At 64.2% G+C, this 24,519-nt stretch carries 18 protein-coding genes and 6 riboswitches; of the genes, 11 read left to right on the plus strand and 7 right to left on the minus strand.

Features of this window, described 5'->3' with window-relative positions:
- Positions 1 to 8 precede the first annotated feature (8 nt).
- Entirely contained in the window at positions 9 to 938 is a 930-nt protein-coding gene (locus F7P65_RS06895) for a hypothetical protein (protein WP_162854548.1), read from the minus strand.
- A 29-nt stretch (positions 939 to 967) separates the two neighbouring features.
- A riboswitch (Fluoride riboswitch) is annotated at positions 968 to 1,032 on the minus strand.
- A gap of 165 nt (positions 1,033 to 1,197) precedes the next feature.
- A riboswitch (Fluoride riboswitch) is annotated at positions 1,198 to 1,276 on the plus strand.
- A 26-nt stretch (positions 1,277 to 1,302) separates the two neighbouring features.
- Between F7P65_RS06895 and F7P65_RS06900 the strand changes: the two genes are divergently transcribed.
- The 5 genes from F7P65_RS06900 (at position 1,303) to F7P65_RS06920 (ending at position 6,280) form a co-directional block, all read left to right on the plus strand.
- The gene (locus tag F7P65_RS06900) at positions 1,303 to 3,156 is read left to right on the plus strand and encodes a DUF190 domain-containing protein (RefSeq protein WP_150291011.1); all 1,854 of its coding nucleotides are present in this window, start codon (positions 1,303 to 1,305) and stop codon (positions 3,154 to 3,156) included.
- Positions 3,157 to 3,373: 217 nt separating this feature from the next.
- Complete coding sequence (locus tag F7P65_RS06905) at positions 3,374 to 4,147, plus strand: COG4280 domain-containing protein (RefSeq protein WP_150291012.1); 774 nt, start codon at positions 3,374 to 3,376, stop codon at positions 4,145 to 4,147.
- The gene (locus F7P65_RS06910; protein ID WP_150291013.1) at positions 4,144 to 4,377 is read left to right on the plus strand and encodes a hypothetical protein; all 234 of its coding nucleotides are present in this window, start codon (positions 4,144 to 4,146) and stop codon (positions 4,375 to 4,377) included. The genes F7P65_RS06905 and F7P65_RS06910 overlap by 4 nt, the downstream gene beginning before the upstream one ends.
- Before the next feature lie 63 nt (positions 4,378 to 4,440).
- Positions 4,441 to 5,262 carry an undecaprenyl-diphosphate phosphatase gene (locus tag F7P65_RS06915; RefSeq protein WP_150291014.1) on the plus strand — a complete coding sequence of 274 codons (822 nt, stop codon included), beginning with the start codon at positions 4,441 to 4,443 and terminating at the stop codon, positions 5,260 to 5,262.
- 55 nt (positions 5,263 to 5,317) lie between these two features.
- The gene (locus F7P65_RS06920) at positions 5,318 to 6,280 is read left to right on the plus strand and encodes a purple acid phosphatase family protein (protein ID WP_162854549.1); all 963 of its coding nucleotides are present in this window, start codon (positions 5,318 to 5,320) and stop codon (positions 6,278 to 6,280) included.
- 52 nt (positions 6,281 to 6,332) lie between these two features.
- On the opposite strand, the gene F7P65_RS06925 is transcribed toward F7P65_RS06920, so the two are convergent.
- The gene (locus tag F7P65_RS06925) at positions 6,333 to 7,067 is read right to left on the minus strand and encodes a hypothetical protein (RefSeq protein ID WP_150291016.1); all 735 of its coding nucleotides are present in this window, start codon (positions 7,065 to 7,067) and stop codon (positions 6,333 to 6,335) included.
- Between the two features lie 186 nt (positions 7,068 to 7,253).
- Positions 7,254 to 7,314, minus strand: a riboswitch (Fluoride riboswitch).
- 166 nt (positions 7,315 to 7,480) lie between these two features.
- A riboswitch (Fluoride riboswitch) is annotated at positions 7,481 to 7,554 on the plus strand.
- A gap of 110 nt (positions 7,555 to 7,664) precedes the next feature.
- Here F7P65_RS06925 and F7P65_RS06930 point away from each other — a divergent pair.
- Together F7P65_RS06930 and F7P65_RS06935 are read left to right on the plus strand one after the other, a co-directional pair.
- Positions 7,665 to 8,465, plus strand: coding sequence for an ABC transporter ATP-binding protein (locus tag F7P65_RS06930; protein ID WP_150291091.1), 801 nt, complete (start codon positions 7,665 to 7,667; stop codon positions 8,463 to 8,465).
- Between the two features lie 67 nt (positions 8,466 to 8,532).
- On the plus strand, positions 8,533 to 10,242 hold the full coding sequence (locus F7P65_RS06935) for a dynamin family protein (RefSeq protein ID WP_162854550.1): 1,710 nt from the start codon (positions 8,533 to 8,535) through the stop codon (positions 10,240 to 10,242).
- Positions 10,243 to 10,266: 24 nt separating this feature from the next.
- On the opposite strand, the gene F7P65_RS06940 is transcribed toward F7P65_RS06935, so the two are convergent.
- A complete protein-coding gene (locus tag F7P65_RS06940; RefSeq protein ID WP_150291018.1) occupies positions 10,267 to 11,643 on the minus strand; it encodes a metallophosphoesterase family protein in 1,377 nt (458 codons plus the stop codon).
- A gap of 14 nt (positions 11,644 to 11,657) precedes the next feature.
- A complete protein-coding gene (locus F7P65_RS06945) occupies positions 11,658 to 13,742 on the minus strand; it encodes a TonB-dependent receptor (RefSeq protein ID WP_240334226.1) in 2,085 nt (694 codons plus the stop codon).
- A 506-nt stretch (positions 13,743 to 14,248) separates the two neighbouring features.
- Here F7P65_RS06945 and F7P65_RS06950 point away from each other — a divergent pair.
- Complete coding sequence (locus F7P65_RS06950; protein ID WP_150291019.1) at positions 14,249 to 15,178, plus strand: MurR/RpiR family transcriptional regulator; 930 nt, start codon at positions 14,249 to 14,251, stop codon at positions 15,176 to 15,178.
- A 4-nt stretch (positions 15,179 to 15,182) separates the two neighbouring features.
- On the opposite strand, the gene F7P65_RS06955 is transcribed toward F7P65_RS06950, so the two are convergent.
- The 3 genes from F7P65_RS06955 to F7P65_RS06965 are packed head-to-tail and all read right to left on the minus strand — an operon-like array spanning position 15,183 to position 20,955.
- Complete coding sequence (locus tag F7P65_RS06955) at positions 15,183 to 18,278, minus strand: efflux RND transporter permease subunit (RefSeq protein WP_150291020.1); 3,096 nt, start codon at positions 18,276 to 18,278, stop codon at positions 15,183 to 15,185.
- Entirely contained in the window at positions 18,275 to 19,357 is a 1,083-nt protein-coding gene (locus F7P65_RS06960) for an efflux RND transporter periplasmic adaptor subunit (protein ID WP_150291021.1), read from the minus strand. The genes F7P65_RS06955 and F7P65_RS06960 overlap by 4 nt, the downstream gene beginning before the upstream one ends.
- Complete coding sequence (locus F7P65_RS06965) at positions 19,354 to 20,955, minus strand: TolC family protein (protein WP_150291022.1); 1,602 nt, start codon at positions 20,953 to 20,955, stop codon at positions 19,354 to 19,356. Before F7P65_RS06965 ends, F7P65_RS06960 begins: the two co-directional genes overlap by 4 nt.
- Before the next feature lie 104 nt (positions 20,956 to 21,059).
- A riboswitch (Fluoride riboswitch) is annotated at positions 21,060 to 21,120 on the plus strand.
- Between the two features lie 63 nt (positions 21,121 to 21,183).
- Between F7P65_RS06965 and ppa the strand changes: the two genes are divergently transcribed.
- The 3 genes from ppa (at position 21,184) to ilvD (ending at position 24,389) form a co-directional block, all read left to right on the plus strand.
- Positions 21,184 to 21,771, plus strand: coding sequence for an inorganic diphosphatase (gene ppa, locus F7P65_RS06970; RefSeq protein WP_150291023.1), 588 nt, complete (start codon positions 21,184 to 21,186; stop codon positions 21,769 to 21,771).
- A 146-nt stretch (positions 21,772 to 21,917) separates the two neighbouring features.
- A complete protein-coding gene (locus F7P65_RS06975; RefSeq protein WP_205451963.1) occupies positions 21,918 to 22,391 on the plus strand; it encodes a phasin family protein in 474 nt (157 codons plus the stop codon).
- 141 nt (positions 22,392 to 22,532) lie between these two features.
- Complete coding sequence (gene ilvD, locus F7P65_RS06980) at positions 22,533 to 24,389, plus strand: dihydroxy-acid dehydratase (RefSeq protein ID WP_150291025.1); 1,857 nt, start codon at positions 22,533 to 22,535, stop codon at positions 24,387 to 24,389.
- 50 nt (positions 24,390 to 24,439) lie between these two features.
- Positions 24,440 to 24,515, plus strand: a riboswitch (Fluoride riboswitch).
- Positions 24,516 to 24,519: the final 4 nt, after the last annotated feature.

A 24,519-nucleotide genomic window follows, 5' to 3' on the forward strand; every position in this document is an offset into this window, starting at 1 on the left:
GCCGGAATTCAAGTTGATGTGGTCTTCGATTTCTGCGGAGAGGCAGCGCCGGGTTTCGATGCGCTCGCGACAGGCGCAGGGGTGACGACCGGCGTAATAGTCCAGACCTCGTCCCAATCGCCGCCCCGATCCGAGGGGCTTGTCATGACCCGATATTGCGCCTCGACGGCAGACACCCTTTGAGCCGGCTGGTCGGAGAACCATTCGATCAGATCGAACCAAAGGCCCAGGACTCTCGAAAAGCCGGTCGCACGAAGCCGGCGCCCTTCAAGCCGGCGTTCCGCTTGTTGGAGTGCCTGTTCGCTGATCGCCACGCCCGTCGGCTTGGCGCCAATATCGCAGAGGCGGTCGAGCAGCTCGATCGCCTTCCCCCAATACCATGCTTCCTTTTCGGGGGGCGCCGATTGCGCGCAAACGACCAGCAGATCGGCAGCGGCGCGGGCGACGGCGTTGAACTCGCTTTTGTTGGCTTGCAGGCGGAGGCGTTCGAGCAGCGCGGGGGAGGCGGTGCTCGCCAGCGCGAAGGGCTGCGCCGCAAACGACTTGATCCGCGCCAAGGCGGATTCGGGAAGCCATTCGTGCGCATGATCACATTTCAGTTGGGGAAGGATTTCCTGGGCGAACGAGGATCGAACCGTCTCGGCGCGCAGATTGTCGGAGTCGTCCCTGGTGGCGACGATGCGCGGTGCAAAGAATTTGAGCTGCTGTCGTTGGGCATCCGGTAGGCAGTCGTTCAGCCGGACGGCGAAGTTTCGAATGAACGGGGAGGCCGTCCTCGGATCATCGGTATGCCCTTCGCCCGCAAGCAGAGCGACGAAGGTCATGATGCAGAGGCGATTCGACCGGCGATCTCCCCGACCGCGGATCAACTCCACTCGGTCGAACAGGCGCTCCAAAGCCGCCGATGGAGGAAAAACGGCTGATTGGGAAGTTTGCACGACATCCAGCTCCTACCGCATTGTCTTGTTCTGCAGTAGGAGTCATCAGCCCTCAGGGAGAGCGGTTATGGGGGACTCCATCCCCATCTAGCCATTGATAGCCGGGTTGCACAGCCAGCGTCAACACCGATCATTGAACTGGACCGAGCCGCTTTGCTGCTGCCAATTTGTCACAGTGATTCCTTTTTTCCGCTGCAGCGCACAAAAAATGGGAACCGGCGGCCCGAAGGGTTGACGCTCCTCCGCTCTCTCTTCATAGCCAGATGTCGGCAATGGATTCCTGCCAGGCTTTTCGGAGCCGAACCGCCCGCTTTTGGGCTAATGATTCCTACCTTAATGCGGCAACGCAAAATAAGGAGGAATCTTGCGCGCTACTTTCCGCAACCTATTCGAGCAGCTGAACGTCGCCTCGTTCGTGCGGACCCAGCACGATCATGCGTTGTCGGTTGCGCGATGGACGATCGTCCTCATCCCGATGGCCGTTGTCGTGGGCTCGCTCTGCGCCGCGTTCCTCTGGAGTCTGGACGTCGCCACACGCACCCGTTTCGCGCACCCTTGGCTTCTGTTCCTGCTGCCGGTCGGCGGCCTTGCGATCGGCATGCTCTATCATTGGATGGGGCGCTCGGTCGAAGGCGGCAACAACCTCATCGTCGAGCAGATCCATGAGCCCGGTGGTGGCGTGCCGCTGCGCATGGCTCCCCTCATCTTCATCGGCACAGTCGTAACCCATCTGCTCGGCGGCTCGGCCGGACGGGAAGGCACAGCGGTCCAGCTAGGCGGCAGCCTGGCGAGCGCCGCCGGCCGCCTGTTCCGGCTAGACGAATCTGGGATCCGGATCATTTTGATGGCCGGCATCGCGGCCGGCTTCGGGGCAGTGTTCGGCACCCCGCTGGCGGGCGCGATCTTCGCGCTCGAAGTGCTCGCGGTCGGCCGAGTGGAATATCCTGCCCTCGTGCCTTGCCTGGTCGCGGGCGTTGTCGGCGACTGGACTTGCCACCAGTGGGGCATCCATCACGGCGCCTATCACATCGACTATGTCGCGGGCAGCGGAGGCTCGCTGATGGCCGAGCCGCTTCTGCTGATGAAGGCGGCGCTCGCGGGCGTGGTGTTCGGTCTGGTGAGCCTCAGCTTCGCCGAAGCCAATCACAGCGTCGGCGCTTTCTTCAAGCGGGTCATCCCTTTCGCGCCCCTGCGGCCATTCGTAGGCGGCATTGCCATCATCGCTTTGGTCTATGCGCTCGGTACGCGAGACTATCTCGGCCTTGGCGTGTGGTCGCCTGATCCCAGCGTCCCGACGATCGCCGGCTTCTTCGCGGCGCCGGTCGATCACTGGAGCTGGTTGCTCAAGATGGTCTTCACGATCCTCACCCTAAGCGCCGGCTTCAAGGGCGGCGAGGTCACGCCGCTCTTCTTCATCGGGGCGGCGCTCGGAAACGCACTCGGCGGGCTCATGGGCGCACCGATCGACCTCTTCGCCGGTATCGGTTTCGTGGCGGTCTTCGCAGGTGCCACGAACACCCCGCTCGCCTGCACGATAATGGGTATCGAACTGTTCGGCGCGACCAACGCCGTTCCAATCGCGGTCGCCTGTTTCGTCGCCTATCTCTGTTCCGGCCACAGCGGCATCTACCTGTCGCAGCGTATCGCCGTGCCGAAGCGCGAAAACGCGCTGGTGCCACCCGACTCGACGCTACGCGAGGCGCGGGCGGTGCGGCCATCGATGGGTACCCTTGCCGAAATCTTTCCCTCTTCCACGAATTCAACCAATGAGAGTGAACGCATGTCCTATCCCCACGAAGTCACCCCTGCCGAGATCGGCATGATTCGTATCTACATGAAGCCGTCCGACAAGGTTGCGCGGGGCGGGGCGCGGTCGCTGTGGTCGGCAAAGCCCCTGTATCGCGTGCTGGTTGCCACCGCGAAGGAGGACGGCATCATGAACGCCGTCGCGCACCACACGCACTATGGCTATAGCAACCACGGCCCTGTTCGTGAGAACGGCGCCGAGATCTCCGATCCGCACCTGACCATGTGCGTCGAGTTGATCGGCGAGCGAGAGCAGCTCGAGCTCTTCTGCCGCCGGCACGGCGACCTGCTCGCCAGCAAGGTCATCGTCTACAAGCATCTCGAGCATTGGACCATTGGCCCGAAGGGCGTCACGCATTCTGACGCAACGCCCGACGAGCTCGCTGCCGATGATCAGGAGGACGTAGCCTGACGGATCGCACCTTCGGGTGATCGCGGAATGGCCGTGGCCCACAGGGTCGCGGCCATTTCCTTTTTGGCGAGAGCGCCGCGTCCCTTTCGCCGTTCCGGTGCTCCCGAATGCTCGATTTGCGGCAGTAGTATTTGCTACACATATTCTGTTGGTGTAGTGATCGACTCCGATGTCACGCCGAACGGCGGAAAAGGAAAATCCAAGCCGAGGGCCCGGAATGATTGCGCTCTGGACGCATGTTGCACCGACGCTCCTGTCGTCGTTCTTTGCCTCTCTCGTCGAGTTCGTGGAGGCGCTCACCGTCGTCCTCGCGGTGGCCGCGACCCGCGGATGGCGATCGGCCATCATCGGCAGCGCGGCCGGCTTGTCCGCGCTCGGGCTGCTGACCCTCGCCTTCGGGAGTCAACTGGGCAGGCTGCCCTTGGCGGCCATACAGGTCACGGTCGGGACGCTCATCGTCCTGTTCGGCCTGCGGTGGCTCCGAAAGGCTGTCCTGCGCTCGGCGGGCGCGATCGCGCTGCATGATGAGGCCGCGATCTACGCCAAGGAGGTCGGGCGTCTCGCCGCCCCCGAAGCGCGGAAAAGCGCATTCGATGCCGCCGGCTTCGCGACTGCATTCAAGATCACCATGATCGAGGGGATCGAGGTCGTATTCATCGTGCTGGCCTTGGGCGTAGGCGACCGCGCGCTGCTCGAACCAGCGATCCTTGGCGCTCTCGCGGCGCTCGTTCTGGTCATAGCGCTTGGCGCTCTCCTGCACCGTCCGCTGTCGCGGTTGCCGGAGAACGGCCTTAAATTCCTCGTGGGCCTGCTGCTCACCGCCTTCGGCACATTCTGGATCGGTGAAGGCCTGGGTGTCGAATGGCCCGATGGCGATCTTGCCCTCCTGTTCCTCGCTGCCGGCTATCTTGCGGCGGCCGGCGCCGCCGTCATCGCCGCACGGGCGCAACTCCGTGCATCGCCATTGCGTGTCGGGGAGGGGGGGCTTTGAGCTGGCTTCGAGGGATCATCGTCGAACTGATCGGCCTCTTCGTCGATGATGCCGCCTTTGCGGCGTGCATTCTTGCCATCGTGGCGGCAGCCGGCATCGCGTCGCGCCACGTCCACCCGCCCGCGCATCTCCTGGGATTCGCGATGTTCGCCGCCCTGACAGGAATCTTGATCGGGAGCGCGATCCTCAAGGCCCGCCGCACCAAGCGAGCCGCGCGCCGTGATTATTGAAGGCCGGGCTCTCGTGCTTCAGGGCACGAAGCCCGCCATCACCTCCGCTGTCGGGCGACGGATATGACGGTCGGGGCGCTGATAGGACCGATCATCCTCGGCGTAGTCGAAGGCTTGACTGAATTCATCCCGGTGTCCTCGACAGGCCATCTCATCCTTGCCGAGCATGTAGTGGGCTATGCGGGACGGCAGGCCCGCCTGCTCGACGTCGTGATCCAGGTCGGCGCCATCCTTGCGATATGCTGGCTCTACAGATCGGAGCTATGGCGGCTCGCGACGTCCTGGCCGTCCGAACCGTCGTCCCGATCGTTTATCGCCAGGATCGCCGTCGCGACCCTGCCAGCGGCGATCGTCGGCGCGGTGGCGCACGACTTCATCACGACGGTCCTGTTCTCGCCTTGGGTGGTTTCCATCAGCCTCATCCTCGGCGGGATCGCCATCCTCGCCATCGAGCGCGCGCGAGCGAAGACGGCCGGAACTGCGTCCATTGGCCTCGGCGCTGCCTTCGGGATCGGCCTGTGCCAGCTTCTGTCGATGATCCCAGGCGTATCGCGATCCGGGGCGACCATCATGGGCGGCGTCGCGCTCGGCGTTGAGCGCCGCGCAGCCACCAAATTCTCCTTCTTCCTTGCTATTCCCACCATGTTCGGCGCGGCCGGGCTCGACCTGTTCAAGAACCGCGCTGCGATTCACGCCGACGACCTGCTGGCGATCGCCGTCGGTTTCGGGGTGTCCTTCATCGTCGCGCTGGTCGTGGTGCGCTGGCTCGTGCGCTTCGTGGGCAAGCACGGCTTCGGCGTCTTTGCCTGGTATCGGATCCTCGCGGGAACGGCCGCCCTCATCATCCTCGCCGCGCAGCATTCATCACCCGTGATCGCGGCATGACCAGCAGATGTCACACATCGCTCCGATGATAGGGCGAGCGCCAGGGAGAACAAGCATGCCATCCGGAATTACGCGGCGAGAAGCCATCATCACCATGTCGGCGGCGGGTGCCGCGGCCGCCCTGCCGGCCGTTCCCGCCCAGGCGGCGAGCCCGTCGCTGAATTTCCTCGCGTTCGGCGACTGGGGAAGGGACGGCGCTTCGCATCAGCGTGATGTAGCTGTTCAGATGGGCATCAGCGCGGCGCGCATCCACAGCAAGTTCGTGGTCTCGGTCGGCGACAATTTCTACGAAGACGGCGTACAGACCGCCCAGGATCGTCAATGGCAAACCTCGTTCGAGGACATCTACACCGCGCACTCGCTGCGGAAGCCCTGGCTCGCGCTACTCGGCAACCATGACTATCGCGGCAATCCGCAGGCCCAGCTCGACTATGCGCAAAAGAGCCGGCGCTGGCGGATGCCGAGCCGCTACTACAAGGTCTCCGGGGCATCCTTCGGCGCGCCGCAGGTCGACCTTTTCATGCTGGACACGTCCCCGCTCGTGAACAGCTATCGCAAGGACGTCCACAGCGTGATCAGGGCGAACGTCATCACCCAGGATGTCGACGCACAGCTCCGCTGGCTGGACGAGGAACTCGGTCGCTCGCGTGCGCCCTGGAAGCTCGTGTTCGCGCACCACACCATCTATTCGGGCGGCAGCGAGCATGGGAATACCGAGGAACTCATCGCGCAGGTCAAGCCGATCCTCGAGCGGCATCGCGTCCAGGCCTATATCAATGGCCACGAGCACGATCTTCAGCACATCCAGGTCGGTGCCATCGACTATATCTGCGCGGGTGCGGGGTCGGAGGTCCGGCCGGTCCAGGCGATCGAAGGCACGCGCTTCTGCCGCTCCGTATCCGGGTTCGCCGCGTTCAGGCTCTCCGGCGACGCTCTGGCGCTCGAGTTCCGCGACTTCGAGGGCAACCAGATCTACGAAACAACCTTGTCGCGCGCTCGCGCTGCGCTCCCCGCATGAGGGGAGGGGCCGCGACGCTGCTCGCGTCGCGGCCCGCTGATCGTCGAACTGGTTAGACCGAACGTCGCAGCGCCGCTTTCCTGCGGACGGCTGCGGCGCCTTCCTGCCAGGCGGGCGTCAGCAGGATGCCGAGGCGCGGATGGGTGATCGCGAGTTGATACGCGACCGCTCCGCCCGTTCCGCTTTCCCCGACATCGAATTCAGCAAGCCGCTTCAGGAGATGGGGCGCACCCAGATGGGAAAGTGCAATGCCCAATGCGACGAGAATATCGATCCATGGCGACTGACTGGCCACAGTCACGATGCCCGCCCCGACGACGGACAGGCTCTGCGGCAAATTTGCACGCAGCGCCGCAGCCATTGCCTGCCCCAGCGGGACGTCCGGCGCGCGATATTTGGCCATGATCCGCGCTTCGTTGATATTGATCACGACCGCACAGACGCCCGCAGAAACCATCCAGTCCCAGGGCGGAACCGTCGGCAAACGGACGCGGTCGATAACGCACCAGACGATGCCCGCGACCGGAACGAGAAGTCCAAACGTATAAAAGCTGCCCAGACGCTGACGCATCGGCGTTCCAAGGCTGAAACATCCTGCCAGAAGCCCCTCGATGGCCGCAGTCAGATAGAAGATGAAACCGAGGCTGAAAACGCTCGCCGAGCGCACCATGAAGCCGATGATCAGGAAAAAGCCCGAGAAGTTGAACTGGAGCTTGGAATCCCTGTCGAGGCTTTGCTGCAGCTTCGCGGACGCGCTTTCCGTGGTAGAGTCAGGCAAGCCAGCCATGCTTCACCCCTTTCTTGCCCGCACAGCCGAACCTCGGCCTCTCATCAGGTCGGCTGTCCGCGATTGAGCTTCGGTCCCTTTTCTTCATGACCCTCTCCCATGTTCTTTGTCTCGACGCGCCAACAAGACGGCCGTGCGTGTGTCGAAACATCGAAAAGGCGGTGAGGACACACTCCCACCGCGCTCGGCGCGGTAGGAGTCATCAGCCCTTCGGCGGGTAAGGGGGGACTCCATCCCCTGGCGATGATGGGGCCGCTTTCGCGGAACCAGAGGCCCGACATCAAATGTCCGGCGTTCACTTCGATGCCGGTTCCAGCATCGCGCGTCAACCAGCGAACATCCTCTCGCGCAGCTCGATCGTTTCTCGCGAAATTGGCGAGGCGCCTTGCGCTGGCGCAGGGGCGTCCATAGGATATTTGCAAGGCAATGGATTTCTGCCGGGCCCCCGGGCCGAACCGCCCGAGTGGCTGATGATTCCTACCCACCGCGCTTGACGCAGCAGGGAGGAATCGTGCGCGCAACAACGCCGAGAATGATCGAACATTGGCTCTGCACATCGAGCTGCGCGCGAGCGGCCACGATGGGGCCGGAGGAATGATGCATGATGACCACCAGCCACCTGAGCTCTCCCCGCTCGTCATCAAGGGGTTGCGGACGGAGATCGGGGATCAGGTCATTCATGACGGGCTCGACCTGACTGTGGAGCCGGGCGAGATATTGGGACTGGTCGGCGGCTCGGGATCGGGCAAGTCCGTGCTTCTGAAATCGATCATCGGTCTGCACCGTCCCGCAGCGGGCTCCATCGAAGTATTCGGCACCGACGTCTACACCGCCGACGAGGAGGCGCTCGCGGCTATCAAGCGGCATTGGGGTGTCCTCTTCCAGGCGAATGCGCTGTTCTCGACGCTGACCGTCGCCGAGAATGTCCAGGTTCCCTTGCGCGAGATCGCGAAGCTTCCGCAGGAACTTCTCGACGGGATCGCGGCCTTCAAGATCCGGCAGGCGGGCCTATCCGACGACGCGATCAACAAATATCCGAGCGAACTGTCCGGCGGCATGCAGAAACGGGCCGGCCTGGCGCGCGCCATTGCGCATGATCCGAAGCTCCTGCTGCTCGATGAGCCGACTTCCGGTCTCGACCCTATCATGGCTGCCCAGATCGATCGGCTCGTCCATGATCTGGCGCGCGGCCTTGGCCTGACGGTTGTCCTCGTTACGCACGATATCGATACGCTCTACGCGATCTGCGACCGGGTTGCCGCGCTCGCCGATAAACGCATCATCGCCGTCGCCCCCGTCCGGGAATTGGAGCACTTCCCCCATCCTTGGCTGCATGATTACCTGCTCGGCAAGCGCTCGCGGGCAGGGGCGGTGCGTATGTTGGAGGCGGAGCGGTGAGCCGGCGCGGCGCTCGACCGGAGGCGTTTCCGCGCATCCCGGCACCGCAGCAAGGCGTTCAGGTGCTATGAACGATTTCGATGCTCCGCCCGCTGCGGCACCGCCGGCGACGCCAGGCAGCCTGCTGGATCAGCTTGCGGAAGACGAACCCTCGCTGACCTCCGCCGAGCGGGCAACCATCGCGCGCCTCATGCAACTGGACTCGCGCGTTATCGCCGGCCGCTTCCAGCTCGCCGTGATCGGGCAGTTCAAGCGCGGCAAGAGCACGCTGCTCAACGCTCTGCTCGGGCTTCCGGTGCTGCCGACCGGCGTCGTGCCGCTGACCGCCATCCCCACGTTCATCGCGCATGGCGACGAACCGGGCCTCGAGATCGCCTTCGAGCACAAGCCGCCCGAGCGGCATCGAGGCGACACGATTCCGGCCCTGCGGGAGCGTCTGGCCGAAGTCGTCACGGAAACCGGCAATCCGCACAATGCGCGCCAGGTCTCCCGCGTGCTTCTCACGCTTCCGGCGCCCCTACTTGCCGAGGGGCTGGTGATGATCGACACGCCCGGTATCGGCTCGGCAGAGCGCCACAACAGCGAGGCGGCTTTGGCCGCGCTGCCGGATTGCGATGCCGCGCTGATCGTTCTCTCGCCCGATCCGCCGGTGACAGAAGCCGAAATCGCCTATCTGGCGCTGGTCAAGGAGCATGCGGCGCGCATCGTGCCGGTCCTTAACAAGATCGACATCATCGACGCTGCGGATCGCGCCACGATCGAGGCCTATGTGTCCAACGTGCTGGCGAGGACCGGCGTCGTCGAGCCGCTATCGATCACCGCCGCCGGTGCCGTGCCGCCGCTTGGTATCGGCGAACTCACCGCGCGCATCCGGGCGCTGTGGAGCGAGCGCGCCGACCTGCTCGGGCAAGCGGCCGAACTGAAACGCAGGCACGAGCTTTCCGATCTTGTTTTCCAGAATGATGTCGCGCTCGCCGCGCTCAGGCTACCGCTCGAGACGCTTGACGCGAAACTTGCCCTTATCGGCCAGGCGATCGAGCGCATCGTTCGAGAGCACGACATTGCCGGCGATCTCACGAGCGGAGAACGCCAGCGTCTGCGCGATCGTATCGACGGGGAAGCGGAGGACATGAAGCTGCGCGCGCGTGAACATCTCCGCGCCGTGCTCGACGCGACGCCTCACAAAACCGACCGTGACGCCTTCCAGGCGATCGCCAATGCCAGCTCGGCCTTTTTTGAAGATGCCTATCGCGGCATGGCAGCGGCGACGCATGCAAACATCGAGGCCATCATATCGCGTGCGCGGGAGCGATTTCAGCCCACGCTCGAGCGCGTCCGCCAGGTCGCTGCTGAGGCGTTCGGTATCCCATTCAGCGTCCCGGAACTCGAAATCGAGATCGCTCCGCCACGCGAACTTGCCTGGGTGGAACGTCAGGCGGAATCAATGAATCCCGTGCCGCCCGGACTGTTCGATGGGCTGCTTCCGGGGCGTTGGCGCGAGCGGCGGCGGCGGGCGCGTCTCCTCGCCGAGATCGACCGGATCGTCACCTTGAACACCGAGCATCTCCGCTGGACGCTGCGCCAACAGGCTGAAGAGATCCTGCGGGCGTTCGATCGTGAGCTTGACGCCCGGCTGGCGCTTGCCGCCAGATCGGTTACGGAGCTGGCCGCCGAGGCGCGGCACCTTCGCTCCGGCACCGCTGACGCGACCGCGCGAGAGATCGCCGCACGGGAACGACGATTTCAGTTGCTGCAAACCTTGGTTGAATCGCTCTGATATCCGCAGGACTTCCTTCGCGCCTCAGCCGCAGCGCGATCTTCGTCCATCGATCGTGCATTTTCTGACTATGGTGCCGTCGAGCCCATGCACCTCTGCGCGCCAGCGTCGCGCGCCGGTCCTTTCCAACGTCATGAAGCCGAAGTTGCCGATCCAACTGTCGAACCGCTCAACCTTCACGCCGGGCGCTGGCTCCAGCCCGATTGCCGCGGCAGCCGGGACCTTGGTCACATCCTCCTGCGTGCCTGCCATGCCTGAAATGAATTGGCCGGGATGCGCCGGACCCAGATCGACCTGTTGCCATTCGTGGACATGGCCGGCCAGCAACATGTCGATCCCCTGCAGCCGCAGTGACGGATCGTCGACGCCGAAGGTCGAACGCACGGCAGCATTGCCGGGCTTGATGCGCAGCGCGCCTCGCTCCTCCGATGCGGCCAAGCCGAGCAGGGGGTAATGGTCCACCGCAAAGCTGTAGCGCCGCCCCTTGGCCAGCTCGGCAACCTTGCGCTGCGTCTCCCGGATCTGGCTATAGCGGGGATCGGTGGCCGCGATCGTGTCTTCGCCCATGATCGCGAGATCCATCGCGATGATCTGTGCGCCGCCGCCAAGCGGCACGACGAACGGCGCGCTTTCGTCGCCATTCACGTCGTTGGCGGCATTGTCGCAATCCTTGCCCGCGACGAAAGGCTGCGCGGCAAGAAATCTCCACCAGCCTTGCCCGGCGCGCGCGCAACTCTCATGGTTGCCCCGCACCATGATCCACGGTGCAGCAGCGAGGAGGGGCGTGGCAGGGGCAAAGAAATCTGCGTCCCACGCATCCCAGCCATAACCCCAGGGGGTGCCCGCGCAACCCTCGTTGCCGGAAGCGCACGGATTCTCGCGATAGAGATAATCTCCAACGTGGAGCACGAGGTCCGGCTTCCACGCCGCCGCCTGTTCAGCGATGCGCGCGAATGGCCAGGCGCTGGCGTCGTTGCACGCTTGATAGGCGTTGTCCGACGCCTTGATGCGGCAGCCGGTATCGCCGAGCACGACGATGCGCCGTGCCCTGCGCCGCGGCACAGGCAATCGCTGTCCGTCGATTGCGGCCGTGCGCGTGTTGCCGGCGATCGGTGCCTCGCAGACCCGCACCGGGAAGCGCGAGGGCTTGCTGTTCTCCACCGTCGATTTGGTCGGCCGAAGCGGGAGGTCGGCCGGGCTTGCGCGCTCGGCCATCGCCACCTGCCTGCCGTCGAGCGTCAGGGTCGGGCACGCATTTTCGCCCGCCGTGATCGCTCGGGCCACCGGCCCTTCGCCGGTCATCACAACGTAGGCCGAAAGGGGCGACGGTTGCGCGATCGCCGCTGGCGCGGCCAGCAGGCAACCGGCAGCAAGGATTGATTTCAGCACGTCGGCGACCATTGCGCTGCTCCAACTCAGAAAGTGACAGTGATATCGCCCATGACCGACCGGCCCGGCTGGTAATAGAGCTGGTCGAACTGTGCTGTCTTGCCAGCGGCGATATTGGTCAGGTTGGTCGAGTTGAAGAGATCGTCAACCTGAACCCCGACGCGGAACTTTCCAAAGCTGTAGCTCGCGCCGAGGATGGCGGTGTTGTAGCCAGGAATGCGGTAGCTCGGATTGCCGTCGCCCGTGGCGGACTGCGGCCCGGTATATTTGTCGATCAGCGAGAAGCGGATCGGACCTTGCTTGTACAGCAGGCCGCCGGCGGCCGTCCAATAGGGCGCGTTGGCGAGCTGAAGATGCGGGGTGTTGTCGTTGTTCGTCTCGGCATAGTTGCGCGAGGCATTGGCGAAGATTGCGAGGCCGTTGCCGAACGCATAGGTCGCCTGACCCTCGACGCCCTTGTAGACCGCCTTGCCCGAGTTGACGAACACCACGCCTTCGCCGGGCACGGGCGAGGTGAAGGACGTGAACTTGTTCGTGAAATCGATATAGTAAACGTCAGCGTCGAGGCTGAGGCGCGAGCCGTGATAGACGAACCCCGCCTGATAGTTGGTCGATTTCTGCGGTGACAGGCTCGAAAGCTGCGGATTGGCAACATAGAGGACGCTGAGCGGCGGCGCGAGGAAACCCTTGGCGAACTGGCCATAGACCGCCAGCCTTTCATTCACGGCATAGTTGATGGTCGCGAAGGGCAGGTCGGCGCGATAGGTGTTGCTGATATTCTGCGCGAAGCGGGTGGTCTGGTTGTAGGCCGCATCGATTTTGCGCGTGAACTCGACATGCTTGAAGCCCGGGGTGATCGTCAGGCCAGGCAGAGGATGCAGTTCTGCCTCGCCGAATACCTCGACATGGTCGGTCTTGCTGTTCTGGTCGAACTTGATGTTGGCCGGCGTCGCAGCTCCCGTGACGGGATTGGTGACGGCCTTCTCGATATAATTGGGGGCAAGCGTCACCAGATCGACGTCGCGTTGCTGGCGATAGGTGTCGGCATGTTCGAGCCAGCCGCCCGCCGTCACGGTGAGGAAATCCGCGACCTGGATGCGAGCCTTCACGATATCGCCCCAGACGCGATATTTGTTGGTCTTGGTATAGCCCGGCACGCCGGTCGTGGAGACCTTGGGATGGGCAGGGTCGAGAAATACGAGATTGGCGTTGGCAGCCGTCAACTGCGCGGGCGTGGCGGTCGCGTAGAGCGTCACATCGTTGCCGCTCACCGTCTCGTTGTCATAGCTATAGGTATAGGCGCTGTTCGTGAGTGTCGAGCCGGGCGCGATGTTTGCCTCCAGCTTGACGATTTCGAAATCTGTCGTCTTGTGCGTATAGTTATACCCGAAGTAGCTTTGGCTCGTCGGATCGTTGTTCAGGCTGAAGTTCTTGCCATAAAGATCCCGCTGGCTCGCCGTTACGCCATCCTTGTCCGGCTGGTTGAAGCGGTTCTCGTTATAGGTGCCGAGAACCGTAAGCTTCACGTCCGGGCTAATCGGGATCATGATCTTGCCGAAGACGTTGTTCGAGTGAAACGGGCTGTAGCTGCGCGCGCCGTCCGATTCCGTGTGCTGGCCGGACAGCATGATCTCGGTGCCGCCCAACTTGTCGATGGCGCCGCTCTGCAGCACAGCGCGGGCGATCCAGGTGTTCCAGGTGCCGTAACCCGCCTTCAGTTCGGCGCTCGCGTCCTCGCGCGTCGCGCGGCTGAACAGGTTCAAGCTGCCGCCAAAAGTCGCAATGCCAAGGTTGGAGGCATTGCCCGGCCCGCGTTCCACCACCAGTGTCTCGATCGTGTTCGAGGGGAAGAAGGTGTTGCTGTGATGCGACGGATCATTCGTGTCGCCGAACGGAACGCCGTCATAGGTGATGTTGTATTCGGCGTCTTGAAAGCCGCGAATCTGAGCCTTGGATTCCGACAGGCCGGTGCCGTTCACGCCGCCATTCATCGAGACGGAAGGCGAGATCAGGGCAATCTCGTTGAAGTCGGCCGTTGCCGGCAGCGAATCCTCGATGAAGGAGCGGGAGACAATCGCCTGCGGCTGCGTGGTCTGGAGCGAGGCCGTCACAGGCGCAATTTCATTGGCGCGCGTTGCGGTGACGACGATGTCGGATCCTTCCGCGATGTCGGTCTCGCGATCGCGAGACGCAGAATTCGCAGGCGCCGGGTCTCGATCTTGTGCCCATGCCGGCGTGACCAGACATGCCGAAAGGACGGCCGTTCCAACCGTGAGCATATGATGCTGCCGGCTCTTTCGTGACATAATTCCCCCTTTTCGATAACCTTTGACCGTCAGCCTCGTCCTGGTCCCTGACGAGGCGCTACGGCATCCCCTGCGCGGAAGGTCTCCGACTCCGTAGTATGTGCTACCTAGATTCGGTATATGACATATATACTACATGACTGCCCGGCGCTGTCCGTAGGCCGGCTGCACCGAGGGCAAGGGCGGGCACATCGCTGAATCACTCGGCGAGGGTCACCGGAATGTAGTGATTGCTACAGGATCGGTCTCATGACAGAGAAGTCAGGCACGGCGCGAAGACGACACCGGAAGGAAAACCGCGAAAGGACCGCATGACAAAAGATGCCTCCCCCCTTGCGGCTCGGATCCACCAGTTCGAGGCCGTTCTTTCGGAAGCAATGATGCGGGTTGCGCGCTTTTTCGAGCGCGAGCCGATCGCGGCCCTATCCTTGTCCGCCGCTCAGGTCGCGAGCGCGACCGGCACATCCGACGCAACCGTCGTGCGCACGGCCAAGGCTCTTGGCTTTGCGGGTCTGGCGGACCTGCGAACGACGATCGCTACGACGCTATCCGATGATCGGACACCGGCGGCGAACATGCTGCGCACGCTGGCCGAGGTCGGCGAGGACAGCTTGAATGCTATTGACGCCGTCATCGAGACTCACGGTAACGCCATCCAGGCCCTTGCCCAGCCCGATGTGCGTCAGCGCCTTTCGGAAGCCGTCGCCACGCTTGCGCCTGCCGCGAGTATCGTGATCTTTGGCATCGGGCAGACCGGTCCGCTGGCGAGCTACGCCGCCATCCTGCTCAACCGCGCCGGTCGGCAAACCCTGGTCTGCGACGCGAGCGGCATCGCGCTTGCCGACCAATTCCTCCGGCCGCGCCCGGGCGACGCCATTCTGGCGATGGCTTATGGGAAGGCTTATCCGGAAATCGAGACCCTGTTTCACGTCGCCGGGCAACTCGGCCTTCCTATCGTTCTCATCTCTGACTCGCTTGATGCCGAGCTGGCGCGGCAAGCAAAGGTCGTGGTGCCGGCACGTCGGGGCCGGGCCAATGAGGTTGCCCTCCATGCCGCGACGCTGGCCGCGCTTGAGGCGATCGCCCTTGGCCTGGCGGCAAGCGCGCCTGAACGGGCAATCGACTCGCTGGTCACATTGGGAAGCCTCCGCGACCGGGTTCGCGGGAAGAAGCGCGTGGATCGCCGCCTCGCCCGGAGCAGGAGGCAGCCAGCCAGGCAGAGTCCCGCCCCGTTGTCATGAAAGACTAGGCCGCGTCGGTCCCGTTTGTGCGCCAAGGCTGGAGCAGGGCGTAGAAGACCGGCGTCGCGATCAGCGAGAGCAACATCGAGACGCACAGTGCGCCTATGATCCCGATCGCCAGCGGCCGGAGCATGTCGCCGCCGTGGCTCAGCCCTGACGCCAGCGGCAGCATGGCCAGCATCGTCGCGAAAGAGGTCATCAGGATCGGGCGCAACCGGCGCCGGCCGGCGCGCAAGAGCGCGTGTTCGAGGCTGTCGCCCTCGGCACGATGATGGTCGACGAGATCGAGCATCAGGATGCCGTTCTTCGCGACGATGCCGATACCGATGATCGCGCCGAGGAAACTCACGATATTAAGAGTGGTATCGGTGATCCAAAGGCCGGCCACCACCCCGAACAGCGACAGCAGCGATCCCAGCAGGATAGCGAAGGGTGCGCGGAAGCTGCGGAACTCGATCAGCAGCACGGTGAAGACCAGAGTCACACTCAGCGCCAGCACGATCATCAGGTTTCGGAAGCTTTCCATCTGCTGGTGATAGAGACCGCCGAACTCGACCGTATCGGCCGAGACGGACTTGTCGGCGGCAACGACTCTCTGCACTTCGGCCATCGCGCTGCCCAGGTCCCTATCCGACAAGGCTGCTGTGACGGCGACCATCTGCCGCAGATCCTCGCGCCTCAATTCGAGCTGCCCGCCCTCTTCAACCCGGTCGGCGACCTGGGACAGCTTGATGACGGCCCCCAAGGGCGTTCGCAGCGGCAGATTGTCCATCGTCTCCATGTAGGTCACGCTCGAGGGCTCGCCCATCACGCGGATGGCGACGACGCGGTCGCCTTCGAGAACCGAGGATGCCGTCTGGCCAAGCATGGCGGCGTTGAGCGCGGTCGCCACGTCCTGCCCGGTCAAGCCGAAGCGCTGGGCGTCCATCGCGCGGACTCGGTAGCTGATCGTCGGCCCGGTCATCTTCAGGCCGTCATTCACATCGACAACGCCGTCGATCTTGGCGATGGCCTGCTTGATCCTAGGCGCGGTCTTCATGAGCCAGGTGGTATCGTTGGAGAACAGCTTGATCTCGATCGGATTGGGCGCTTCGGTGAGGTCGCCCAGGAGATCACCCAGAATGCCGGGAAATTCCCATTCCACGGCGGGGAGCGCGGCATTGAGCTTGGCGCGCAGCTCCTGCTTGACCGCTTCGGTGCTGCGCTTGCGGTTCGGCCGCAGCTTGACGAGAAAGTCGCCCTTGTTCGGCTCGGCGATCGCCAGCGCGAGGCGCGCGCCCGTGCGCCGCGAATAGCTCTCCACCTCGGGCGTCGCGCGCAGGATCGCTTCGGCCTGCCGCATCATGCGGTCGGTTTCGTCGAGGCTGGTCCCCCAGGGCGTCAGCGCGTCGATGATGAAGCCGCCCTCGTCCATCGCCGGCATGAAGTCGCTCTTGAGCCGCGTGTAGAGGCCCGCGCTCAAGAGGGCGATGGCGACGCAGGCGAGCGCGGTGGCGCGGCGACGCTGCAATGCCCATTCGAGCGCGCGCCCGAACAGTGCGATGAGTCGCCGCAACAGCGGCCCGCCTTCGTCCTCGGCCCCACCAGCCGGTCCTTCGCGAACGAACAGCGACGCGAGCGAGGGCGTCAGCGTGAGCGCGAGTAGGAGCGAGGTCAGCAGCGACACCACCATCGTCAGCGCGAGCGAGCGGAAGAAGACGCCCGGCAAGCCGTCGAGGAAGGCGAGGGGGATAAACACGACGACCGGCGTCAGCGTCGAGGCAAACAGCGGCATGAGGATCTCGCCCATCGCCGTCTGGATTGCCTGCAAGCGCGGCTCGCCGCGCGCCGTCCGGACGGAAATGGCCTCGACGACGACGATCGCATCGTCGATAATGAGGCCGATCGCGGCGGCGATGCCGCCCAAGGTCATCAGGTTGAAGGTCAGGTCGGCGGCCAGCATGACCACTACCGTCGCGAGGATCGAGACCGGAACGACGAAGATCGCGGTCAGCACGCTGCCCCAGTTTCGCAGGAAGCCGTAAAGGACCACCAGCGCGAAGAACAGGCCGACGACGATCGCCTCCCAGACGCTGCCGACCGAGTTCTCCACGAGCAGCGACTGGTCATAGTAGAAGGACAGCTTGACGTCGGGCGGCAGCGTTCGCTCCAGATCCCTGATCTGCGCCTTCACGTCGCTCGCGATGCCGAGGATGCTGCTGCCGCGGGGCTGTGCGCGGATGTTGAGGAGCACGGCGCGGCGCCCCTGCGCGTTGACCACGTTGAACACCGGCTCGGGCGCGCGCTCGACCCGCGCGAAATCGCGGACCCGGACCGGATGGCCGCCCTTGAAGGCGACCACAAAATTCTCAAGATCGTCGGCGGTTTTGACGCGGCTGTCGACCAGGGCAAGATAGATCGTGTCGTTCTCGGTGTGGAAGCCGGCCGGGCCGACCAGGTTGTTCCGCTCGAGCGCTGTCGTGACGTCGGCGAATGTCAGATTGGCGCCGGCCAGCTTCACGGGGTCGGCGATGATGTGATATTCGGGCGCGCGGCCGCCGACCAGATCGACCCGCGCGATGCCGGGAACACGCAGGAACCTCGGCTTCAGGTCATATTGCGCGATTTCCCAAAGCTCGGTGATGTCGCGCTTGGGGCTGGTGAGGCTGAGGCCCATGATTGGGAAGGCGTTGAACGTCAGGCGGAATACCGTCGTCTTCGCGGTCGGCGGCAGCGTCGCCTTCAACTGCGCGACACGGTTGAGCACATAGAGCTCGCTCTCGACCATGTTCACCTTCCAGTTGAGGAAGATGTTGATCTCGGCGCTGCCCCGCCCCGTTGCCGAGCGGACCTGCACGACGCCGGGAATATCCTTCATCGCCTCTTCCATCGGGCGCGTCACCGTCGCCATCATTTCGTCGGCCGGCATGACGCCGTTGTCGATGAGGATGACGACGCGCGGGAACTCGGTCTCGGGAAAGACCGAGGAGGGCATGCGCAGCGCGCTGAACAGGCCCGCGGCGCACAGCGCCACGGTAAGGAACAGGATCGTCAGGCGATGACGGATCGCGAAGCGGCCGATATGCGACCCTTCTTTTTCGGCAACCTCCTCCAGGCTCATTGGGCGGCCCGCGCGGAAACCTGGCTGGTGCCGCCCTGAACTTGGATTTGGGTGCCGTCAGGGAGGGCGTAGGCGCCCTGCGTCACGATGAACGCGCCGCCCGACACGCCTTGCCCGGCCACGCCGAGATAGTCCCCGTCCCGGACCACGATGCGAACCGGAACCTGATAGGCCCGACCCGCGCGGACGAGGGCGAGCGTGCTGCGTCCGTCATGATCGGTATAGACAGCCGAGCGCGAGACCGCCGTCTGCTGGGGAAAGTCGCGCACCTTGATCCGAGCCCGAACGAATTGCCCCATCCGCAGACCCGGCGCCGACAGGGTCAGGCGGACCAGCGCCGTATCCGTGCTGGGATCGACCGCGGGGCTGACGAAGGCCACGCGGCCTGAAACGGGCTGCGAATCGCCGGGGACGACGACCTCCACCGCCTGACCGACGGCGACCTTCGCCACCTCGCCGGCAGGCAGGTTTGCCGCGACCTGCAACCGGCCGCCGTTGACGATATCGGCCACGATGGTGGTCGGATCGACCGTTTGGCCCGGCTGGACATAGATGCGGGAGACGACACCAGTAAGTGGCGAGGTCAGGCGCACCTGGGCAAGCTGCGCGCTCGCCGCCGCCAGATCGGCCCGCGCGGCGGCGAGCTGTTGACGCGCATCCTCCGCTGCTTTGCTCGATACCCCGCCGATCGCGTAGAGGCGTTCCTGCCGCTTCGCCTGCTGCTCGGCGATGCCCACGGCTGTCCTGGCTCTCGCGACGCTCGCAGCAGCAGTGCGATCGTCGAGCCGCGCGATCACGGCGCCGGCGGCAACCCGTTCGCCCTCGCGCACGGGGATGGCCAGAACGATACTGGGTGAAGGTGCCATCAGGCGTGCCGCGCCGCCCGGTTGCCCGCCGCCGGAAGGCTCGCCTTCGACGGTGCCGTAAACCTCGACCCACTCGGAAAGATCAACCTTGGCGACGCGCGCGACATCGACGAGGACTTCGGGGGCGGTGGCTGCATCCTCGGCACGGTGACAGCCGCAGACGAGGCCCAGGCCCAACAGGGCGAGAAAGCGGAAAGCAGGGGATACACTCATGGATGTTGGCCTTGGCGAGGGGACCTCTCGATGAGGGATGTGTCCGCGAAGGGCATTTGCATCGCGTCCTCGAGCCGGCCGAGAGCATATTGGGCAGCGGCGACCGCGACATTCTTCGACACGATCGCCGAGGACAGTTCCTGCTGGCGCTGCGCCAGTTCGAGCTTCGACGATTCCCCTTCGGCGAACCGTGCTCGCGCAATGACCATTTGCCGGTTGAGATCCTGCAGCAGGGCGGTCGCCTGTGCGACGCGGTCGAGCGCGATTCCATAGGCTCGGGTCGCGGCGTCGAGTTCCGCGATCGCGGCGGTCTGCAAGGCATCGACTCTGGCGGCGGCTTCGTCGCACCGGGCGGCGGCCTCGGCGATCGGTCCCTCGTTCCGATTGAAGATCGGCAAGACGATCCCGAGCCCCAGCGACCATTTGCTGTCGCCCTGGTCGAACTGGTAGCCCGGGCTCAGCCGGATATCCGGGTTGCGCCCGGCCAGCGCGATCCGAAGGCCCGCGCGCGCCGCGTCATAGTCCGCAAGCGCAGCCAATATGTCGGGTCGGTTGACCAGCGCCTTCCCTTGGACGCTCGTGATCGGGACGGCGGGAGGCAACGCATCGAACGTCGAGAAATCGAATGAGAGCGTGTCGAGCGCTGTCGGTGGCACGCCGATCGTTCGCGCGAGCTGCGCCAGCGCATCCGCTTGTGCTGTCCGGGACTGGGCGAGCGATTGGCGTGTCTGGTCCAACGCCATCCGCACCTGGGTCACCTCGTAGGAGGATGCGCCGCCTGCCTGAAACGTGGCATCGAGGAGCTGAACGCTCTCTTCCTGACGAGCAAGGAGCGCCGTAAGGGCTTCCTGATCCTTTCGACCCGTATAGAGCGCGAGGAAAGCTTGCCGAACTTTGCTATGAACCAGCCACGCTGATCCCGCGAGTTTGAACCGCGCAGCCTCCGAGAGATGCTCGGATTGGGCGCTGCGGCCGCGGCGCTTGCCTCCTCCCTCAAGCAAGAGATCGAGCGCCGCGCCCAATATCCAAGGGGACAATCCGGCGGTTGTGGTGTCATATCCGGCACTCACGCCGAGCGTTGGATTCGGCCGCTGCCCGGCCGTTATCCGCGCGCCCCTTGCTTGCGCGAGTTGCGCTCTCGCAACGTCGAGGTCGGGGCTGAAATAGAGACCCGCCAGGACAAGCGCATCGAGGGACCAGCTTCCAGATGCTGCCGGCGATGTATTTGCGCGCAAATTCGCGGACAGAAAGCGGTCCAGTCCTGGGTCATCCAGATGACGTTGTTGAAGGACCGGAAGCGCGGACGGCGCCGAAACCGGGGGCGCATCGACCCGCGCACAAGCTGTCAGCAGCGCCGCGCACATGATCGCCGAAGCCGTGGCAGATGCAACGCGGTGCCTGGCGGTGGGGATGGCTGCCCGACCACTCTCCCTAATCCAGATGCGATTCGGGAAAACGACGCGCCGGTTCATCGCACACCCTGAGATCGCGCGGAAACCGGTAAGTCCAAAGCAAAGCCCCCTGAAACTGAGTTTGTTGCCGTAGCATATGCTACGGATCATGCCTACAGCGCCACATTTGTTACATGGATATGGCATGTCCGAAGTCGATCATCGTCCGCTTTTACGCGCCGATCTGTCGACGAGACTGCTTGCCAGAAGAGGCCGCGAACGGTAGGAAGGTAATCGAGTTCGCGCTGACCGCGCGGGCAGGGGATGGAGTTCCCCATAACCGCCATTCCGGCTGATGACTCCTGCTGATCGTCACATAGGCGTCGGCGGGTGTTTCACGTCCCTCGACGCCACCGATGCGAAAAGGGACGTGTTTTGAATATCAGTGAAATCAGTTCGGGCGCCAATCCTCCTTTCGACATCAATGTCATCATCGAAATCGCGCAGGGGTCGACCGAGCCCGTGAAGTACGAGTTCGACAAGAAGTCGGGCGCGCTCTTCGTGGACCGCTTTCTCCACACGGCGATGTTCTATCCGGCCAACTATGGTTTCGTGCCGCACACGCTGGCGTTGGATGGCGACCCCATCGACGTCCTGGTGATTTGCCACACGGCCGTCGTGCCCGGCGCCGTCGTTCGTTCGCGGCCGATCGGCGTGCTGATGCTCTCCGACGAAAACGGCCAGGATGAAAAGATCATCGCCGTTCCGGTCGATGCCCTGCATCCCTTCTACAAGGACGTCAGCAGCTACGAGGATCTTCCTGGAGTCCAGCGCGAGCAGATCGCGCATTTCTTCCAGCACTATAAGGATCTCGAAAAGGGCAAGTGGGTTTCGGACGTAGAATGGGAAGGTCCCGAACGCGCTCAGAAACTCCTCGCCCAGTCGCTTGAGCGCTACAAGGCCCCACCTCCCGCGAGGAAGCGGCTCAGCGTCGTCACCGAAAGCGACGAGAGCGCGGCCTGAGCATGGTTCATCCGGAGCACCTTCGGGTCGCAAGAACGGGCTCCGGAGCCCCGACACCGCAGGCCCCCCCTTATTCCGCGGTGTCGGGGCACCCTCAACTAACGATCAAGCAGCCGTGGACGTCCGAGCCGGCCAAGAAGGAACCGATGATGACCAAAGATAGCAGCGCAGCAGAACCGTCCGCCCAGAGCGACGCCGCGACGGGATTCGCTAATATCGGCGAGCGGGTGAAGGACGCTCTTGAGCGCACCTCCCAGATCACGGAGAATCTTCGAGCCTTTCACAGCGGCGGTGTGGAAGCTCTTCTGGAAACCTCGCGACGCGCTTCCAAGGGGGCCGACACGATCAGGATAGGAGCCGCCGACTATGCCAGTCGCTCGATCGACGCCAGCCTTGCCGCCGTCAAAGCCTTCTCCAAGGCGAAGAATCCGGGCGAGCTACTCAGCTTGCAGAGCGAATATATCCGCTCATCCGTCGATTCGGCGCTTGGCGAATTGTCGCGCGTCGCCGATCTCTGGTTCAAGCTGGCGAGCGAGGTGGCGGAGCCAATGAGCGCCGAGGTTCGACGCGTCGGCGAACAGGTGGCGTCCGCCGTCGACCACAAGAACGAGACAAAATAGATATTGCCGGGCGCCGGTGAGGCTCCAGCAGGGCGCCCGCCATCCCAATCAACCGTCGTTGCCGCCGTTCCTGGCTCGACGCCTATGAAATCCGCTGGAGGCCCTGGGAGGGGCATTCCGCCGCGCCAGGAAGGAATGTGCATGCCCGCCTATCGCTCGCGAACCTCGACCCACGGTCGCAACATGGCTGGCGCTCGCGGCCTGTGGCGCGCGACCGGCATGAAGGACGAGGATTTCGGCAAGCCGATCATCGCCGTCGTCAACAGTTTCACGCAGTTCGTGCCGGGGCATGTGCATCTGAAGGATCTCGGCCAGCTCGTGGCCCGCGAGATCGAACAGGCCGGCGGGGTCGCCAAGGAATTCAACACGATCGCGATCGACGACGGCATCGCGATGGGCCATGCCGGCATGCTCTACAGCCTGCCGTCGCGTGAGATCATCGCCGATTCCGTCGAATATATGGCGAACGCGCACTGCGCCGATGCGCTGGTCTGCATCTCGAACTGCGACAAGATCACGCCCGGCATGCTGATGGCGGCGCTTCGTCTCAACATCCCTGCAATCTTCGTCTCCGGTGGACCGATGGAGGCTGGCAAGGTGAATTTCCGCGGCAAGACCAAGGCGCTCGACCTGGTCGACGCAATGGTCGCCGCCGCCGACGACAGCGTGACCGACGAAGAGGTTGCGGTCATCGAGCGTTCGGCTTGTCCGACCTGCGGCTCCTGCTCGGGCATGTTCACCGCGAATTCGATGAACTGCCTGGCCGAGGCGCTCGGCCTGGCGCTCCCGGGTAATGGCACGGTGCTCGCGACGCATGCTGACCGGCGCGGACTTTTTGTCGAGGCGGGCCACCTGATCGTCGATCTCGCGCGCCGCTATTATGAGCAAGACGACGAGCGCGTGCTGCCGCGCGCGATCGCTACGTTCGCCGCCTTCGAGAATGCGATGACGCTGGACATCGCCATGGGCGGATCGACGAACACGGTGCTCCACCTTCTTGCCGCGGCGCATGAGGCCGGAGTCCCGTTTACCATGGCTGACATCGATCGTCTGTCGCGCCGCGTGCCGGTGCTGTGCAAGGTTGCGCCCTCAGCTCCGGACGTTCATCTTGAGGACGTCCACCGCGCCGGCGGGATCATGGCGATCCTCGGCGAACTCGATCGCGCCGGCCTGCTCAGCGCCGACGTCCGCACGGTCCACGCGCTCACACTGGGGCAGGCGCTCGACGAGTGGGACGTGCGGCGGACCGACGCGGCGTCGGTGAAGCGCTTCTATTCCGCCGCTCCCGGCGGCGTTCCGACCACCGAGGCCTTTTCGCAAGACAGGCGCTTCGAGACGCTCGATCTTGATCGCGAGGCCGGCGCGCTGCGCGACGAGGCGCACGCCTTCAGCCGCGACGGTGGCCTCGCCGTCCTGACCGGCAACCTCGCCGAGGACGGCTGCATCGTGAAAACCGCCGGCGTCGATGCCGCGATTCTGACGTTCGCAGGCCCTGCCAAGGTCTTTGAAAGCCAGGAGGATGCAGTTGCCGGCATCCTGTCCGGCAAGGTTGCGGCAGGAGACGTTGTCGTCATCCGCTACGAGGGGCCAAAGGGTGGCCCCGGCATGCAGGAGATGCTCTACCCAACGAGCTACATCAAATCGAAGGGCCTCGGAAAGTCCTGCGCGCTTATCACGGACGGCCGCTTCTCAGGCGGCACGTCTGGCCTGTCGATCGGCCATGTGTCGCCGGAGGCGGCGGAAGGCGGGTTGATTGCGCTAGTGGAGGATGGCGATCGCATCGAGATTGATATCCCAGCTCGCCGCATCAGCCTCGCCGTGCCCGACAGCTTGATCGAGGAGCGCCGTCTCGCGATGGAGGGGCGCGGTATCGATGCCTGGTCGCCTGTCGATCGCAACCGCCCGGTTTCGATCGCGCTCAAGGCCTATGCGGCACTTACGACCAGCGCGGCTCGGGGAGCCGTTCGCGATCTGGGCTGTCTCGGGCCGACACGGTGAGGAAAGGAACAAACTGCGCTTTGCTTGACTAGCGAGCGCGGCAGGCTAGTGAGCAACGCGGCGATGGATTCCGCCTGACCCTACGGGTCGAACCGTTCGAACAGAACTGATGATTCCTACCCCTGCAACC

The organism is Sphingobium estronivorans (assembly GCF_008692605.1).
In the GTDB taxonomy this organism is placed as follows: Bacteria; Pseudomonadota; Alphaproteobacteria; order Sphingomonadales; family Sphingomonadaceae; genus Sphingobium; species Sphingobium estronivorans.